The organism is Streptomyces sp. LARHCF249, assembly GCF_052871255.1.
This window is the reverse complement of the sequence record NZ_JBIXJQ010000017.1, coordinates 336-16998: the sequence shown is the minus strand read 5'-3', so window position 1 is coordinate 16998 and position 16663 is coordinate 336. Positions and strand designations below refer to the sequence as shown.

Below are 16663 nucleotides of genomic sequence, written 5' to 3'. Positions count from 1 at the left end.
CGACACAGAGACACAAAGGTGCCAAAGGACGAGTCTAAAGGTCGCTGGGGGTGAAGGGGCCCGTGGGCCGCCTGGCAAGACGCTCCGCAGTGCTACTGCGTGAGGTAGGCCGGGGCGCTCACGGGCAGGATAAATCGGAATTCGGCGCCGCCGCCGGGGCCGCGGCCGACCGTGATGGTGCCGCCGTGGGCCTCCACGATGCCCTTGACGATGTACAGGCCCAGGCCGGTGCCGCCGCGCTTGCTCCCCCGCCAGAAGCGGGTGAACACGCGGCCCATCGACTCCTCGGGGATCCCGGGGCCTTCGTCGGTCACGGTGACGGCGGTTCCCTTCTCATGCGGCGATACGTCGATGGTGACCGTTCCGTCTCCGTGGCGCACCGCATTTTCGAGGAGGTTGCCGAGGATCTGGTCGATTTTGTCCGGATCGGCCCACAGATCGGGGAGGGGGCGGCTGACCCGTACGAGGAACCGCTCGGGGGCCTGGCCGTTCGCGGTGAGCGCCTGGACGTGGCGGCCGACGGCGGTGGCGATGTCCACCGGCTGGCGGCGCACCTCGAGGCGGCCGGAGTCGATGCGGGAGATGTCGAGGAGTTCGGCGATGAGGCGGGTGACGCGGTTGGCGTCGGCGTCGACGGTCTCCAGCATCAGCCGCTTCTGGTCGTCGGTGAACCGCTCCCACTTGGCGAGCAGGGTCGCGGTGAAGCCCTTGACGGAGGTCAGCGGGGAGCGCAGTTCGTGTGCCACGGTGGCGATCAGCTCGGCGTGGCTGCGCTCGGTGCGGCGGCGGGCCTCGGTGCCGCGCAGGGTGACGACGAGGCGGCGCAGGGGGCCCGTGGGGTGCGTGCGGATGTAGCTGGCGGAGACGAGCACCTCGCGGCCGCCGGGCAGCAGCAGGTTCCGCTCGGGCTGCCCGCGGCGGGTGGCGAGGCCCCCGTACGGGTCGGTCAGCGTCCACCAGCGGCGGCCCTCGAGGTCCTCGAGGGGCAGCGCGCTGTCGATGCGGGTGCCCAGTGCCTGGCCGGCGGCGATGGCGGTGATCCGGGCGGCCGCCGCGTTGAAGCAGATCACCCGTCCCGTGTCGTCCGCGACGACGAGCCCGTCGGGCAGTTCGTCGGGGTCCAGCCCGAGGGCAGCGGGCGGCACCGGTACGCGGCCGCGGGCGGGCTCCGCCGCCTGCGGCGGTACACCGGACAGCCCGCCGTCGGCGGCCGGGGATTCAGGGGCGCACCCGAACCGCTGCCCGTCCGCGTGCGCCGCGTCCGCGGCCCCCGGTGAGCTGTTCGTACCGACGGTCATGTCCCCGTACCCCACATCTCCGAGTAGCGCAGTGGGCCCCCGGGCCGCCACATTACTAGCTGGGGGTCACGGAGCGGCACCCTCCGGGCGCCCGCTGTGCACGCGCGGAGGCGTACAGGCACACGGCGGCGGCCGTGGCGAGGTTCAGGCTCTCCGCCTTGCCGTGGATCGGGACCCGTACGACGGCGTCCGCGAGGGCCCTGGTCTCCTCGGGCAGGCCCCAGGCCTCGTTGCCGAAGACCCAGGCCGAGGGACCGCCCATGGTGCCCGCGTCCAGCTCGGCGTCGAGGTCGTCCTGGCCGGCCCCGTCGGCCGCGAGGATCCGTACGCCCGCCGCGCGCAGCCCCTCCACGGCCTGCTCCACGGGGACGCCCACGGCGACCGGGAGGTGGAAGAGGGAGCCGACGGAGGCCCGTACGGACTTGGGGTTGTACAGGTCGACCGAGGCGTCGGTCAGGACGACGGCGTCGGCTCCGGCGGCGTCCGCGCAGCGCAGCACCGTCCCGGCGTTGCCGGGGTCGCGGACGTGCGCGAGGACGGCGACGAGCTTCGGCCGGGCCCGCAGGACGTCCTCGAAGGGCGAGTCGAGGAAGTGGCAGACGCCGACGAGGCCCTGCGGGGTGACGGTCTGCGAGACCTCGGCGAGCACCTCGTCGGAGGCGTAGTGGACGCGGGCCCCGGAGGCCAGTGCGGCGTCGATGATCTCGGTGTAGCGCTCGGCGGCTTCGACCGTGGCGAACAGCTCGATCAGGGTCGGCGTGCCCTCGGCCCCGCGGTGCTCGACGGCCTCGCGGACGGCCTGGGGGCCTTCGGCGATGAACCGGCGCTCCTTGGTGCGGAAGTTGCGCCGCGCCAGTCGCCTGGCGGCGGCCACCCGCGGGGATCGGGGGGAGATCAGCTCGGGGTGACCCAGGTCAGCCATGGTCTCTGCGGTTCTCTCTCGGGGGTGCGGGGCGCGCGGGGCACGGACGGTGCGGGGCGCGGCGGTGCGGGGGCGCGGGCGCGGGCGGTGCCGAGGCATCCCTGCCGTGCGGGGAAAAGCACTCGGACCCGCAGGCGAAGTGCCTGCGGGTCCGAGGGTGCCGACTGCTTACGCGGCCGGCCAGGCCTTACGCGGCGGCCTTGGGGGCGTTGACGTCGGCCGGGAGGGCCTTCTGGGCGACCTCGACCAGCGCGGCGAACGCGTTGGCGTCGTTGACGGCCAGCTCGGCGAGGATCTTGCGGTCCACCTCGACGTTGGCGGCCTTCAGACCCTGGATGAGGCGGTTGTACGTCATGCCGTTCTGGCGGGCAGCGGCGTTGATGCGCTGGATCCACAGCTGACGGAAGTCGCCCTTGCGCTTCTTGCGGTCGTTGAAGTTGTAGACCAGCGAGTGGGTGACCTGCTCCTTGGCCTTGCGGTACAGGCGCGAACGCTGACCGCGGTAGCCGGAGGCCGCCTCGAGGATTGCCCGGCGCTTCTTGTGGGCGTTTACTGCCCGCTTGACGCGTGCCACTTTTTAACTCCTTGTAGCGGGGCCGTGGTTGTCTTCACACGGCCCGAATTCGATGGGGTCCCGGTCTTGACGCTCATCCGCTCCCGGCGCGGGAGCGGAGAACATCACTTGCCGAGAAGCTTCTTGATCTTCGCGGCGTCGCCGGGGGCCATCTCCGCGTTGCCGGTGAGGCGACGGGTGATGCGGGACGACTTGTGCTCGAGCAGGTGGCGCTTGCCGGCGCGCTCGCGAAGCACCTTGCCGGAGCCGGTGATCTTGAAGCGCTTCTTGGTCCCGCTGTGCGTCTTGTTCTTCGGCATAGCGCCGTTATCTCCTCGTCGGTGGCGCTCCCCCCGGTCCGGTTCGGGACCGGGTGGCGGGAGCGTCATGTTGTGTCGGTGATCCGAGACAGGCTGCCCCGGAATCAGGCCTCGGCGTTCGCCTCGTCGGCGGCGGCCTCGGTGACGTCGGCATCCTCGGTGGTCGTCGCCTCGACGGCGTCGGTCTCCTCGGAAGGAGCCTCCTCGTCGGTGGCGGCGACACCCTGGCGCTCCGCCTTGCGGGCGGCCTGCGCCTCGCGGGCTTCGGCCATCGCCTCGGTCTTCTTCTTGTGCGGACCGAGGACCATGATCATGTTTCGGCCGTCCTGCTTCGGGTTCGACTCGATGAACCCGAGGTCCTCGACGTCCGAAGCGAGACGCTGCAGCAGTCGGTAGCCGAGTTCCGGCCGGGACTGCTCGCGACCACGGAACATGATCGTGATCTTGACCTTGTCGCCCTGCTTGAGGAACCGAACGACGTGACCCTTCTTGGTGTCATAGTCGTGCGGGTCGATCTTCGGCCGGAGCTTCATTTCCTTGATGACCGTGTGCGCCTGGTTCTTGCGCGCCTCACGGGCCTTCATGGCCGACTCGTACTTGAACTTGCCGTAGTCCATGAGCTTGCAGACCGGCGGGCGTGCGGACGCCGCGACCTCGACCAGGTCGAGGTCGTACTCCTGCGCGAGCTCAAGCGCCTTGGCAAGCGGCACGATGCCGACCTGCTCGCCGCTGGGACCGACGAGTCGTACCTCGGGAACGCGAATCCGGTCGTTGATGCGGGGCTCGGTGCTGATGGATCCTCCTCGGTAGCACCACACGACTGCCTGGCAGACAGCCGCTGACGTGTATTTCCGTCAGACCGACCACGGCGGGAGAATGAAAAAAGCCCCGCCGGGCACAGGCAGGGGCTCCAAAGGGACCGGAGCACCGCCGCATGCGAACCGCGGGGCGCAGACTCGGGCAGCTTTCCATCGTCCGTACGGAACGATGGATGCCGCCTGACCGGTGACCCGCCGCCCCGGAGGGTGGTCGGGTGGGAGATCGGAGCCTCCACTTGTGGGCCGGGGACTTACGTCTCCGGCCGGTCGTAGCCCAATATAGCATTCCGCGCCAGAGCCGCTCACCTGGTGCTCCGGTCGGGGGCCTGCGGCGCCCGGCTTATCGTGGGGAGCATGACTGACGCGACCCGCCCCGCCGACACCGCTGCCGGCACCGCACCCGATTCGCCCGACTACGACGCCATGACCCGCGACATCGCGGACGTCCCCGCCGTCGAGGTGATCACCACGGTGGCCGTGCACCTCCTGAGCGCCGCGGCGGTCAACCTGGGCCTGGACAAGCCCGACTCCGAGCACAAGGACCTCGACGAGGCCCGAAAGCTGATCACGGCCCTGGCCGGCCTGGTCACCGCGAGCGCCACCGAGATCAGCTCCTTCCACGCCGCCCCGCTGCGGGACGGCCTGAAGTCGCTCCAGCTCGCCTTCCGCGAGGCCTCGATCGTCCCGGACGAGCCGGGCCAGGGGCCGGGCGAGAAGTTCACCGGTCCCGTCTTCGGCTGAGCCGCCGCGCGTCGCCGCCGTACGGCCGGGGGCGGGGGCTGCGGGAACCGTCCCGCAGCCCCCGCCCCCTCGTCGTTCAGCGGGTGAACAGCGCCTCGCCGGGCGGGGCCGGGGCGTCCGGCGGCAGCAGCGCCAGGTCCAGGCCGCGCACCAGCCGGGCGCGCAGGGTCTCGTCCGCCGCCAGGGCCTCGGCGACCCGGCGGGCCGCCGGCTGCGCCTGGGCCGCCTCGGCCGGCACGATCGCCAGGGTGCCGTCGGAGTCCGCTCCGCCGGGGCCGAGGTAGGCGCGCAGTACGGCCTCCTCCGCCGCCACGGCGGCCCGTACGGCCTCCCGTACGGCGGGATCGGCCAGCGGGCCCGCCTGCGTGCGGCCCTCGGCCAGCGCGAGCAGGGCGGAGCCGGTCAGCTGGTAGGTGACGGGGCCGGCCAGGTCCAGGACCACGGTGTCGGCCTTCTCGTGCGCCGCGGCCGCCAGGGCCTGGTGCAGCGGGACCGCGACCGGCCGGGCCGCCGGGTCCCACAGGGCGAGCGATGCGGTCGAGGTGAAGGCGGGCAGCGCCCGCCGGTCGCCCGCGCGCAGCGTCGGGACGGCCATGTCGCTGGTCTTCTCGCGGGTGAGGCCGGTCTCCGGGTCGGTCTCCACCTCGCCGAGCACGGCGACGACCGGGACCAGCAGGCGGGCGTCCTTCAGGGCCGCCAGCACCTCCGGCTCGTGCGACCGGTCCTGGGACCAGGCGGCCAGGGCCGCGCTCAGCCGGGGGTCGGCCGAGCCGTCGTCGTCGGAGAAGCCCGGGTCGGGAATGTTCTTGTTCGCCATGTTCGCCACAGTTACCCGACCCTACTGTGCCGGGCTCGACGGCGTGGTGAGGGGTTGGCGGTCCCGGCCCCGGGTCCGGCCCCGGGTGCCCCGCCGCGGCCGCCGGGACAGCACGGCGGCCAAGGCGAGCAGCACGGCCCCGGCGGCCGCGGCCGCCGGGGCGCCGAGGCGCGCCGCGCGCTCGGGCGGGCGGGCCGGTTCGGGGCCGGGGCCGAAGTACGGCTTCTCGGCGGCGGCGGGCGCGGGGACGGGCGGCTCCGGCTGCACGGCCTCCGCGACCTGGAGGGCGGCGACGGGGTCCACCATCCCGTGGCCGCGGGCGTCGTCGCGGCCGCCGGCCGGGCTGCCGGAGGCGGTGTCCTCCAGCAACTTCTTGATCTGGGCCGGGGAAAGGTCCGGGTGGGCGGCCTTGACGAGGGCGACGGCGCCGGAGACGAAGGCCGCCGCGGCGCTGGTGCCCCAGCCCTCGTAGTACGAGCGGTCGGGATCGGCGATGACGACGTCGACGCCGGGGGCGCTGACGGTGGCGTACCAGTTGCGCGTGGAGAACTTGGCCTTGCGGCCGCGCCGGTCGACGGCGGTGACGGCGATGACCCCCGGGTAGGCGGCCGGGTAGGAGACGCGGTCGCCGCTCTCGCCGCCGTTGCCCGCGGAGGCGACGACGACCACGCCCTTGGCGAGGGCGTACTGGACGGCCTCGTCCTCCCCCGCCTCGTGGTGGGCGGAGTCGCTGTCGTCGCCGAGGGACAGGTTGATCACGTCGGCGCCGTGGTCGGCGGCCCAGCGGATGCCGTCGGCGAGGGCGCCGCCCTTGCTGTCGCGGGCCTGGGCGCGGCCCGGGTCGCCCTCCTCCAGGATCACCCGGACGGGCAGGATCTTGGCCTGCGGGGCTATGCCGAGGACGCCCTGGCCGTGGCCTGAGCCGTGGCCGTGCCCGGCGATGATGCTCGCCATGGCGGTGCCGTGGCGGGCCCAGGAGCGGTCGCCGCGGCCGGCGCCCATGCCGATGAGGTCGGTGCCCTCGAGTACCTGCCCGGCGAGGTCGGGGTGGGAGTCGTCCACCCCGGTGTCCAGGACGGCGACGGTGACCCCGTCGCCGCGGGTGGTGCCCCAGGCCTCCTCGGCGCGCAGGGCCAGGAGCCCCCACTGGCGGTCGCGGATGGCGTCGGCGGCGGCCGGGGCCGCGCCGACGGCCGTCAGGACGGCGGCGACGGCCAGGGCGGCAGCGCCTCGGACGAGCGCCCGGGGGGGCTTCATCGGGAGGCCTCCGGGGCGGGAGTGGCCCGAGCGGCGGGCGGGGCGGGCGGGGCGGGCGGGGCGGCGAGCAGGGCCACGCCGTTGCCGATGCGGTCGGCGACGGCCTTGGCCTCGTGGCCGAGGCCCGCCTGGGCCACGGCGCCCGTGGCGTCCTTCTTCATCACGTCCTCCGCGGGGCGCGGCCCGTCCAGCGGACGGCCGTCGGCGAAGGCGGAGACGGCGTAGACGACCACGGGGGCCTTGTCGACGACGGACGCGGTCCAGGCGGCGCGCTGGGAGTCGGCGAACCCGTACGCGGGCGGGGCGGTGAGCCGGCCGGTCAGGGCGGTCATCGCGGGGGCGTCGGCGGGGGTGAAGACCATGCCGACGGTGATCAGGAAGCTGCGGGTGGCGTCGGTGTAGGTGGCGCGCAGCACGCGGGTGCAGCCGGCCTCGGCCAGCAGGCCCTGCCAGTCGGCGGCGAGGGCGGCGGGGCAGTCGGCGTCCGGGGCGAGCGCGATCCGCGTCCAGACCCGCTTGGAGCCGCCGGGGCCGGCCGCGGGGCCCGCGAGGACCGGCGGGAAGAGCGTGTCCACGGGGGCGGACCGCCACAGCGACTCGGCCTTGCGGTACACGGCGGCGGCGGACAACGGGCGGTGCGCGGCGCGGTGTTCGAGCCAGGCGTCTGCTCCGGCGCCGCCGACGAGCCCGAGGCCGAGGAGGGCGCACAGCACGGCGGCGAGGACGCGTCCGGGGCGGCGGCGCGGCGGTGCGGGGAAGGGCGGCGGGGTCCGGTCCGGCTCGGGGGGCGGGTCGGGCTCGCCCAGGACCGCGGTCCGCGGTGTCGTCGTGGTCATCCGGCGGCTCCGCCCCCCGTTCCGTACGGCTGCCTGCCCGTACTCTACGGGTTCCCCGGCCGGCGGTATCGCGGGGACTGGGCCGGTGTGCCCGGCCCCGGCGGCACCGGTCGGACCCGCCGGCGCCCGGGGCGCGGCGGGCCGTGGCGGAGCCCCGGACCCCTACCCATCGGTAGAGCCGTCTGGCAAGCTCCCGCCATGAACTCCCCCGCCGCCGACCGCGCCCGGTACGACCGGGCGACCGCGCACCTGGACGCGCCGCTGGCCATCGTGGATCTCGACGCGTTCGACGCCAACGCCGACGATCTCGTGCGCCGGGCCGGCGGGAAGCCCGTCCGCGTCGCCAGCAAGTCCGTCCGCTGCCGCGTGCTCCTCGAACGGGTCCTGGCCAGGCCGGGGTTCGCCGGGATCATGTCGTACACCCTCGCCGAGTCGCTGTGGCTGGCCCGCTCCGGCTTCGGGGACGTGCTGCTGGCCTATCCGTCCGCCGACCGCGGCGGATTCGCCGAGCTGGCGGGCGATCCGAAGCTGGCCGCCGCGGTCACCGTCATGGTGGACGACGTGGCGCAGCTGGAGCTCATCGACCGGTCGCGGGACGGCGGCACGCAGGAGATCCGGGTCTGCCTGGAGCTGGACACCGCGCTGCGCATGTTCGGCGGACGGGTGCGGGTCGGGGCGCGCCGGTCGCCGTTGCGGGAGCCCGGCCAGCTGGCCGCACTGGCCCGTGCGGTCGGTGCCCGGCCCGGGTTCCGGGTGGTCGGGCTGATGGCGTACGAGGGCCACGTCGCAGGGGTCGGGGACGCGCTGGCCGGGCGGCCGGTGCGGTCGCGGGCGATCCGGCTGATGCAGGGCGCGGCCCGCAGGGAGCTGGCCGCACGGCGGGCCGACGTGGTGCGCGCGGTGCGGGCGGTGGTGCCGGACCTGGAGTTCGTCAACGGCGGCGGGACGGGAAGCGTGGCGGAGACGGCCGCCGAGGAGGCGGTGACCGAGATCGCCGCCGGGTCGGGGCTGTACGTTCCGCGGCTGTTCGACAACTACACCTCGTTCAGCGGGCGGCCGGCGGCCCTGTTCGCCCAGCCGGTGGTCCGCAGGCCCGGGGTGGGTGTGGTGACCGTGCTCGGCGGCGGGTATCCGGCCTCGGGCGCACCCGGCCCGGACCGGCTGCCGGTGCCGTACCTGCCGCAGGGGCTGCGCTACGACCCGCAGGAGGGCGCCGGCGAGGTGCAGACGCCGCTGCTCGGCAGCCCGGCCGACGATCTGCTGATCGGGGACCGGGTCTGGTTCCGGCACGCGAAGGCGGGCGAGCTGTGCGAGCGGTTCGACACCCTGCACCTGGTGGAGGGCGACCGGGTGACGGCCGCCGCCCCGACCTACCGGGGCGAGGGCCGCACCTTCCTCTAGGCCGTCTGGAAGACCCGGTCCGCCTGGTCCGGGATGACGCTCGTGTCCTCCCGCAGGACCGGGCCCCTGGTGCCGTCGCGGTCGACGTAGCCCGTCGTGGCGCACGGGTACGGGGTGGCCTTCTGCTCCTTCGGTTCGATGAACATCGGGTTGACGATCCAGCGCCCGTCGCTGTTGTCGTACGCCCGGCACATCAGCTCGTTCTTGTTGCGGTTGACGGCGAGCCGCAGGGCGGTCGCGTCGCGCAGGAACGAGATGTCCGTGTCGGAGTCGCCCGCGGCGAACACCTGGCGGCGGGAGGCGGGCTGGACCTGTTCGGCGGCCGCGCCGTGCACGCCGAAGACCTCCTTGTTGATCCAGCAGCGCTTGCCGTCGATGTACGTGGTCATCGTGTCGTCGCCGTCCCGGACGGATCCGCAGCCCTGCAGGTGGGAGGTGAGCTTCCCGCCGCGCGTGGTGGTGTTGCGGATGCCGATGACGTGGTCCGCGTCGATGCCCACGCCCTTGGCCCAGACCTCGACGACCGGCTGCGGGGAGGCCGAGCTGATCCAGACGTCGAAGCCGGACTTCCGGAGGGTGTTGACCAGGTCCTTCTGCTGGTCGTAGTAGCGGACCCAGCCGGTGGCGGTGCCGCTGCCGACCTGCTGGACGGCGCCGACGGGCGCGGCGAGGTTCTCGGTGCGGGCCGCGGCGGCGAAGCCGCGGACCTCGCGGGCGGTCCAGCCCTGCATCAGCTGCGGGAGCCAGGCGTAGGAGGGCTCGGTCGTGCGGCGGTCCCAGCCGGCGAAGGCGGCGGCGCCGGTCCGGGTGGCGGCCGTGCCGTACACGCTGTTGATCTCGTCGGCGCAGCCCGCACCTCCGGGGGTGCCCGTGGGCAGCGGTGCGCCGGGGCGGGCGAGCGGGCCGCAGGCGTCGGTCAGGGCGGTGGCGGCCGCGGGGGTCAGGAAGCGGCTGGTGGCCGACCAGTCGGCGGGCTGGCGGATCCTGCCGTTGCGCAGAAGCCAGTACATGGTCGCGTCGCCGACGTCGTTCTTGACGACCGTGTTGTCCCAGTCGAAGACGGCTACGGGCTTGTGCCCCCGGCCGCAGCTGCCGTACCGGTCGACGAGCTGCTGCAGCCTGGCCTGGTTGTCCCCGTACCAGCCGGACCCGACGACCGCCCGCCGGCAGGAGGTGGGGTCCGCCTGGGCGGGCGGTGCCAGGAGAAGGCCGGAGCCGGTGGCGGCTATGAGGGCGAGGGTGGCGGTTCGGCTTCTGCGCATGCTGCTCCTCGGGGTTCGGGACAGGGGACGGCCGGGCGCCCCGCGGGGCGCCCGGCCGGCTCGGAGCGGGGCTGGTCTACAGCGGGGTGACGTAGGCGCCGGAGATGCCGCCGTCGACCAGGAAGTCGGTCGCGTTGATGAAGGAGGAGTCGTCGCTGGCGAGGAAGGCGACGGCGGCGGCGATCTCGGTGGGCTCGGCGAAGCGGCCCAGCGGGATGTGCACGAGCCGGCGGGCGGCGCGCTCCGGGTCCTTCGCGAACAGCTCCTGGAGGAGGGGGGTGTTCACGGGCCCCGGGCACAGCGCGTTGACGCGGATGCCCTCGCGGGCGAACTGCACGCCGAGCTCGCGGGACATGGCCAGGACGCCGCCCTTGGAGGCGGTGTAGGAGATCTGCGAGGTGGCGGCGCCCATGATGGCCACGAAGGAGGCGGTGTTGATGATGGAGCCGCGGCCCTGGCGCTGCATGTAGGGGAGGGCGGCCTTGCAGCACAGGTAGACGGAGGTGAGGTTGACGTCCTGGACGCGCTTCCAGGCCTCCAGGCCGGTGGTGAGGATCGAGTCGTCGTCCGGCGGGGAGATGCCCGCGTTGTTGAAGGCGATGTCGACGGAGCCGTAGGTGTCGAAGGCCGTCTTGAAGAGGGCCTCGACCTCCTCGGGGCTGGTGACGTCGACCTTCACGAAGGTGCCGCCGACCTCCTCGGCCGCGGCCTTGCCGGCGGTCTCGTCGATGTCGCCGCAGACGATGTCGGCGCCCTCGGAGGCCAGGCGGCGGGCGGTGGCGAGGCCGATGCCGCTGCCGGCTCCGGTGATGACGGCGGTACGGCCGACCAGGCGGCGGCAGACGATCTCTTCAGTGCTCATGGTGCTCAGGCCTCCGTGCTGATGAAGACGTTCTTGGTCTCGGTGAAAGCGGTGAGGGCGTCGGGTCCGAGCTCCCGGCCGAGGCCGGACTGCTTGTAGCCGCCGAAGGGGGTCCAGTAGCGGACGCTGCTGTGGGAGTTGACGGACAGGTTGCCGGCGGCGACGGCGCGCGAGACGCGCAGCGCGCGGCCGATGTCGCGGGTCCAGAGGGAGCCGGAGAGGCCGTACTCGGTCGCGTTGGCCAGGCGTACGGCGTCCTCCTCGTCCTCGAAGGGCAGGACGACGGCGACCGGGCCGAAGACCTCCTCGGCGGCGACGGGCGCGGTGGGGGCGACGTCCGTGACGAGGGTCGGCGGGTACCAGAAGCCGGGGCCCTCGGGGGCCTTGCCGCGGATCGCGGTGAGGCCGGCGGTGACGTAGGACCGTACGCGCTCCAGCTGGGTGCGCGAGATGAGCGGGCCCATCTGGGTGTTCTCGTCGAGGGGGTCGCCGACGGCCACGGATTCGATGCCGGGGGCGACGAGCTCCAGGAACCGGTCGTAGACGGAGCGCTGGACGAGGATCCGGGTGCGGGCGCAGCAGTCCTGGCCGGTGTTGTCGAGGAAGGCCATCGGCGCAGCGGCCGCCGCCGCCTCCAGGTCGGCGTCCGCGAAGACGATGTTGGGGCTCTTGCCGCCGAGTTCGAGGGTGACGCGCTTCACCCGGTCGGCGCACTTCGCCATGATCTGCTTGCCGACGGGGGTGGAGCCGGTGAACACGATCTTCGCGACGCCGGGGTGCTCGACGAGTGCGTCGCCCGCGACCGCGCCGCGGCCGGGGAGCACCTGGAAGAGGTGCTCGGGGATCCCGGCTTCGAGGGCGAGTTCGGCGAGGCGCAGCGCGGTGAGCGGGGTGGTCTCGGCGGGCTTGAGGAGGACGGCGTTGCCCGCGGCGAGGGCGGGGGCCAGGCCCCAGGCGGCGATCGGCATGGGGAAGTTCCAGGGGGCGATCACGCCGATGACGCCGAGGGGTTCGAGGAAGGTGACGTCGATGCCGCCGGCGACGGGGATCTGGCGGCCGGAGAGCCGTTCCACTCCCCCGGCGGCGAAGTCGAGCAGGTCGCGTACGTTGCCGGCCTCCCAGCGGGCGTTGCCGATGGTGTGTCCGGCTTCGCGGACCTCCAGCCGGGCCAGTTCCTCGATGTGGCCGTCGACGACGGCCGCGAAGCGGCGCAGGATCCTGGCCCGGTCGGCGGGGGCGGCCGCCGCCCAGCCGCGCTGGGCCGCGGCGGCTCTGGCGACGGCGGCATCGACATCGTCCCGTGTGGCGGCCGGGACGATGGCGACGATTTCCTCGGTGGCCGGATTCAACACTTCCAGCGCGTCGGACACGTGGTGCCTCTCAGACGTTCGGTCGGTTCGTGGGTTACAGGCGTTCGAAGGAGCGGCGCAGCTCCCAGTCGGTGACCGCGGAGTCGTAGGCGTCGAGTTCGACGCGGGCCATGTTCCGGTAGTGGGCGACCACTTCGGGCCCGAAGGCGGCCTTGGCGATCTCGCTGTTCTCCCAGAGCTCGGCGGCGTCGCGCAGGGTCGCCGGGACGTGCGCGTAGTCGGCGGTGTACGCGTTGCCGGTGCACACCTCGGGCAGTTCGAGGCGGTTCTCGATGCCGTAGATGCCGGCCGCGACCAGGCCCGCGACGGCGAGGTACGGGTTGACGTCACCGCCGGGGAGGCGGTTCTCGAAGCGCATGGAGCGGCCGTGGCCCACCACCCGGAGTGCGCAGGTCCGGTTGTCCACGCCCCAGGCGACGGCGGTCGGCGCGAAGGATCCCGGCCGGAAACGCTTGTACGAGTTGATGTTCGGGGCGTAGAGAAGGGAGAAGTCGCGCAGCGCGGCCAGCTGGCCGGCCAGGAAGTGCCGCATGACCGGTGACATTCCGCCTGGTCCGTCCCCGGCCATCGCGTTGCGTCCGTCAGCGTCCTGGAGCGAGAGGTGGATGTGACAGGAGTTGCCCTCGCGCTCGTCGTACTTGGCCATGAAGGTGAGCGAGACGCCCTCCTGGGCGGCGATCTCCTTCGCGCCGGTCTTGTAGACCGCGTGCTGGTCGCAGGTGGTCAGCGCCTCGTCGTAGCGGAAGGCGATCTCGTGCTGGCCGAGGTTGCACTCCCCCTTCGCCGATTCGACGATCAGGCCCGCGGCCTGCATCTCGTTGCGGATGCGGCGCAGCAGGGGTTCGATGCGCCCGGTCCCGAGGACGGAGTAGTCGATGTTGTACTGGTTGGCGGGGGTCAGGCCGCGGTAGTTGGCGTTCCAGGCCTGCTCGTAGGTGTCCTGGAAGACCATGAACTCCAGCTCGGTGCCGACCATCGCGGTGTATCCGTGCTCGGCCAGGCGCTCGAGCTGGCGGCGCAGGATCTGCCGGGGCGCGGCGACGACGGGCGTGCCGTCGTTCCAGCCGAGGTCGGCCAGGAGGAAGGCACTGCCGGGGTTCCAGGGGATGCGGCGCAGGGTGACGGGGTCGGGGTGCATGGCGAAGTCGCCGTAGCCCCGGTCCCAGGAGGACATCTCGTATCCGTCGACGGTGTTCATGTCGGTGTCGACGGCGAGGAGGTAGTTGCAGCCCTCGGTGCCGTGCGCGAGGACCTCGTCCAGGAAGAACTGTGCGGCGAACCGCTTGCCCTGGAGGCGACCCTGCATGTCGGGGAAGGCCAGGACGACTGTGTCGATCTCACCGCCGGCGACCAGGGAGCGGAGCTCCTCGATCGTCAGCGGCGGCTTGCGGTCTACCACGGGAATCTCTCCTTCGGTGAGCCGAGGAGGCCTAAGGTATTGAATAGAACCATTGCTTGGGAAGGGGAGGGGCCGAGATGACCGATACGGCGAGCGGGGGCGGCGCGATCGCGCGGCTGAATCCCGTACTGCGGCAGGTGCGGGCGGGCAACGGTTTCGAGGAAGCGCTGGAGCAGATCCTCCAGGTGGTCCGGCTGGGTCTGGTACCGGGCGGGGAACGGCTTCCGCCCGAGCGCGAGTTGGCCGAGCGGATGGGGATCAGCCGGGTCACGCTGCGCGAGGTGCTGAAGGTACTGCAGGACCAGGGGCTTGTGGAGGCGCGGCGCGGCCGGTACGGCGGAACGTTCGTGCTGCCCCGCCCGGACACCCCGGCGGGAGGCGCCGAGGAGGAGCTGCGCCGGCGCGTCGCGGGCGTGGACATCGAGGACGTCCTGCGGTTCCGCGAGGTCCTGGAGGTCGGGGCGGCCGGGCTCTGCGCCTCGCAGGGGCTGGCCGAGGAGGGCGCCGAACGGCTGCTCGCGGCCCTGACCGCCACCCATGACGCCCCGCTCGCCGACTACCGGCGCCAGGACACGCTCTTCCACCTGACCCTGTGCGAACTGGCCGGGTCCGCCTCCCTGACGGCCCAGTACGCGGCCGTCCGGGCCACCGTCAACGACCTGCTGGACTGCATCCCGCTGCTGGTGCGCAACCTGGAGCACTCGCAGCAGCAGCACACCGCGCTGGTGGAGTCCGTACTGGAAGGGGACGCGGCCGGGGCGCGCGAGACGATGCGCGAGCACTGCTGCGGCACGGCGGCGCTGCTGCGGGGCTTCCTGGCGTGACCGCCCGGCCCCGGACCGCCCGTCCACCCTGCCCCACCCCACCCCACCCCACCCGGAGCTTTTCGTAACGTCCGTTTAACGCAGAGGTCTTGCGCTCTCCACCGCTCTACGGCAAAGGTACGCCCCACAACCATTGCCCCGAGGCAGGAGCGCACGATGGCCGACGACATCGAGGCACGGCTGAAAGCCGTGCCCGCACCCACCCCGTCCCCCGAGGGCGGCGACAGCCGCGACGACTACCTCGAGCGCCGTACGCTGCGCCGCGGCAGCGCCGGCTGGCTGCTCCTGACCGGCCTCGGCGTCGCGTACGTGGTCTCCGGCGACTTCTCCGGCTGGAACATCGGCCTCGACAAGGGCGGCTTCGGCGGCCTCGCCATCGCCACCGTCCTGATGGGCGCGATGTACGCGTGCCTGGTCTTCTCCCTGGCGGAGCTCTCCACCATCCTGCCGACGGCGGGCGGCGGTTACGGGTTCGCCCGCCGCGCGCTCGGCCCCTGGGGCGGCTTCCTCACCGGTACCGCCATCCTCATCGAGTACATCCTGGCCCCGGCCGCGATCGTGATCTTCATCGGGGACTACGTCGAGTCCCTCGGCCTCTTCGGCCTGACCTCCGGCTGGCCCGTCTACCTCGGCTGCTTCGTCGTCTTCATCGGAGTGCACCTCTGGGGCGTCGGCGAGGCGCTGCGCTTCAGCCTCGTCGTGACCGCCGTGGCCGTCGCCGCGCTGCTCATCTTCGCCGTGGGCGCCTTCACCGAGTTCAGCGCCGACGGCCTGAACGACATCCCGGTCGACGCGAGCGCCTTCGGCTCGAACTCCTGGCTGCCGCTGGGCGTGCTGGGCATCTGGGCCGCGTTCCCCTTCGGCATGTGGTTCTTCCTGGGCGTGGAAGGCGTACCGCTGGCGGCCGAGGAGGCCAAGGACCCGGTCCGCTCCATGCCGAAGGCCCTCGCCATCTCCATGGGCGTCCTCGCCCTGCTGGCACTGATCACCTTCTTCGCGGCGACCGGCGCCCAGGGCGCGGACGCCGTCAAGTCGGCGGGCAACCCGCTGGTCGTGGCGCTGGAGGGGGACGGCGGCCCGACCGCGCTGAGCCGCTTCGTCAACTACGCCGGGCTCGCCGGCCTGGTCGCCTCCTTCTTCTCGCTCATCTACGCGGGCTCGCGCCAGCTCTTCGCCCTCTCCCGGGCCGGCTACCTGCCGCGCTTCCTCTCCCTCACCTCCCGGCGCAAGGCCCCGTACCTGGGCCTGGTCATCCCCGGCGCGATCGGCTTCGCCCTGGCCGCGGCCACCGGCAACGGCGCCCGCATGCTCAACATCGCGGTGTTCGGCGCGACCATCTCCTACGCCCTGATGGCCCTCTCGCACATCGTGCTGCGCCGGCGGGAGCCCGACCTGGAGCGGCCGTACCGCACCCCCGGCGGCATCCTGACCTCCTCGGTGGCCTTCGTACTCGCCCTCTCGGCCCTGGTCGCCACCTTCCTGGTGGACAAGGACGCCGCATTCATCGCCCTGGCCGTGTACGGCGTCGCCCTGGCCTATTTCGCGCTCTACAGTCGGCACCACCTCGTAGCCTCGGCTCCCGAGGAGGAGTTCGCGGCGCTGGCGCAAGCCGAGGCGGAACTGACCCGCGACTGATCCGCGACTGACTCACGTCCGACCCTGCCCGTATCGCCCTGCGGAGGTAAAGCCCGTGCCACGGCCGCTCATCGGCATCACCACCTATGTGGAGGACTCCACCCGTTACGGGGTGTGGGACCTCCCGACGTCCCTCGTACCGTCCGGGTACTACGAACTCGTCCAGGCGGCGGGCGGCGCGGCCGTGCTGCTGCCGCCGGACGAACCCGGGTCGGCGGCGGAGGTGCTGAGCCGGGTGGACGGCCTGGTCGTGGCGGGGGGGCCCCCCCCGGGCCCCCCCCCCCACCCCCCCCCCCCCCCCCCCCCCCACAGCGCCCCCCCCCCCCCCCCCCCCCCCACGGAACAATC

General features: G+C 73.1%; 16 protein-coding genes and 1 pseudogene. 5 read left to right on the top strand and 12 right to left on the bottom strand.

Annotation, left to right across the window (positions count from 1 at the left end):
• Positions 1-92: 92 nt before the first annotated feature.
• The 5 genes from ACIPUC_RS33565 to infC form a co-directional block, all read right to left on the bottom strand.
• Positions 93-1298, bottom strand: a complete 1206-nt coding sequence (locus tag ACIPUC_RS33565; protein WP_446594165.1) for a sensor histidine kinase — start codon at positions 1296-1298, stop codon at positions 93-95.
• A gap of 55 nt (positions 1299-1353) precedes the next feature.
• A complete protein-coding gene (locus ACIPUC_RS33560) occupies positions 1354-2211 on the bottom strand; it encodes a TrmH family RNA methyltransferase (RefSeq protein WP_446594266.1) in 858 nt (285 codons plus the stop codon).
• 196 nt (positions 2212-2407) lie between these two features.
• On the bottom strand, positions 2408-2794 hold the full coding sequence (gene rplT, locus ACIPUC_RS33555; protein ID WP_073920387.1) for a 50S ribosomal protein L20: 387 nt from the start codon (positions 2792-2794) through the stop codon (positions 2408-2410).
• Positions 2795-2898: 104 nt separating this feature from the next.
• Positions 2899-3093: a 50S ribosomal protein L35 gene (gene rpmI, locus ACIPUC_RS33550; protein WP_069919538.1), complete on the bottom strand. Its 195-nt coding sequence runs from the start codon at positions 3091-3093 to the stop codon at positions 2899-2901.
• Positions 3094-3197: 104 nt separating this feature from the next.
• A complete protein-coding gene (infC, locus tag ACIPUC_RS33545) occupies positions 3198-3911 on the bottom strand; it encodes a translation initiation factor IF-3 (RefSeq protein WP_446594164.1) in 714 nt (237 codons plus the stop codon).
• Between the two features lie 354 nt (positions 3912-4265).
• On the opposite strand from infC, the gene ACIPUC_RS33540 reads away from it, so the two are divergent.
• A complete protein-coding gene (locus ACIPUC_RS33540) occupies positions 4266-4652 on the top strand; it encodes a DUF1844 domain-containing protein (protein WP_446594163.1) in 387 nt (128 codons plus the stop codon).
• 76 nt (positions 4653-4728) lie between these two features.
• On the opposite strand, the gene ACIPUC_RS33535 is transcribed toward ACIPUC_RS33540, so the two are convergent.
• From ACIPUC_RS33535 to ACIPUC_RS33525, 3 genes are read right to left on the bottom strand one after another with little or no spacing between them, the layout of a single operon-like run.
• Complete coding sequence (locus tag ACIPUC_RS33535; protein ID WP_446594162.1) at positions 4729-5469, bottom strand: SseB family protein; 741 nt, start codon at positions 5467-5469, stop codon at positions 4729-4731.
• A gap of 21 nt (positions 5470-5490) precedes the next feature.
• Positions 5491-6726: a type VII secretion-associated serine protease mycosin gene (mycP, locus tag ACIPUC_RS33530; protein ID WP_446594161.1), complete on the bottom strand. Its 1236-nt coding sequence runs from the start codon at positions 6724-6726 to the stop codon at positions 5491-5493.
• Entirely contained in the window at positions 6723-7562 is an 840-nt protein-coding gene (locus ACIPUC_RS33525; RefSeq protein ID WP_446594160.1) for a hypothetical protein, read from the bottom strand. The genes mycP and ACIPUC_RS33525 overlap by 4 nt, the downstream gene beginning before the upstream one ends.
• Before the next feature lie 198 nt (positions 7563-7760).
• Here ACIPUC_RS33525 and ACIPUC_RS33520 point away from each other — a divergent pair, with 198 nt between their 5' ends.
• Positions 7761-8963, top strand: coding sequence for an amino acid deaminase/aldolase (locus tag ACIPUC_RS33520; protein WP_446594159.1), 1203 nt, complete (start codon positions 7761-7763; stop codon positions 8961-8963).
• Here ACIPUC_RS33520 and ACIPUC_RS33515 read toward each other — a convergent pair.
• From ACIPUC_RS33515 to ACIPUC_RS33500, 4 genes are all read right to left on the bottom strand, one after another.
• Positions 8960-10225 (bottom strand): haloacid dehalogenase-like hydrolase, encoded by a 1266-nt coding sequence (locus ACIPUC_RS33515; RefSeq protein ID WP_446594158.1) that lies wholly within the window; start codon positions 10223-10225, stop codon positions 8960-8962. The two genes, ACIPUC_RS33520 and ACIPUC_RS33515, sit on opposite strands and share 4 nt — an antisense overlap.
• 76 nt (positions 10226-10301) lie before the next feature.
• On the bottom strand, positions 10302-11087 hold the full coding sequence (locus ACIPUC_RS33510; RefSeq protein WP_446594157.1) for a 3-oxoacyl-ACP reductase: 786 nt from the start codon (positions 11085-11087) through the stop codon (positions 10302-10304).
• A gap of 5 nt (positions 11088-11092) precedes the next feature.
• A complete protein-coding gene (locus ACIPUC_RS33505) occupies positions 11093-12457 on the bottom strand; it encodes an aldehyde dehydrogenase family protein (RefSeq protein WP_446594156.1) in 1365 nt (454 codons plus the stop codon).
• 34 nt (positions 12458-12491) lie between these two features.
• Complete coding sequence (locus tag ACIPUC_RS33500; protein ID WP_446594155.1) at positions 12492-13856, bottom strand: glutamine synthetase family protein; 1365 nt, start codon at positions 13854-13856, stop codon at positions 12492-12494.
• A 77-nt stretch (positions 13857-13933) separates the two neighbouring features.
• On the opposite strand from ACIPUC_RS33500, the gene ACIPUC_RS33495 reads away from it, so the two are divergent.
• The 3 genes and pseudogenes from ACIPUC_RS33495 to ACIPUC_RS33485 form a co-directional block, all read left to right on the top strand.
• Entirely contained in the window at positions 13934-14680 is a 747-nt protein-coding gene (locus ACIPUC_RS33495) for a FadR/GntR family transcriptional regulator (RefSeq protein WP_446594154.1), read from the top strand.
• Between the two features lie 156 nt (positions 14681-14836).
• A complete protein-coding gene (gene eat, locus ACIPUC_RS33490) occupies positions 14837-16315 on the top strand; it encodes an ethanolamine permease (RefSeq protein ID WP_446594153.1) in 1479 nt (492 codons plus the stop codon).
• Between the two features lie 55 nt (positions 16316-16370).
• Positions 16371-16568: pseudogene (locus ACIPUC_RS33485) on the top strand (gamma-glutamyl-gamma-aminobutyrate hydrolase family protein); the annotation flags it as partial.
• Positions 16569-16663: the final 95 nt, after the last annotated feature.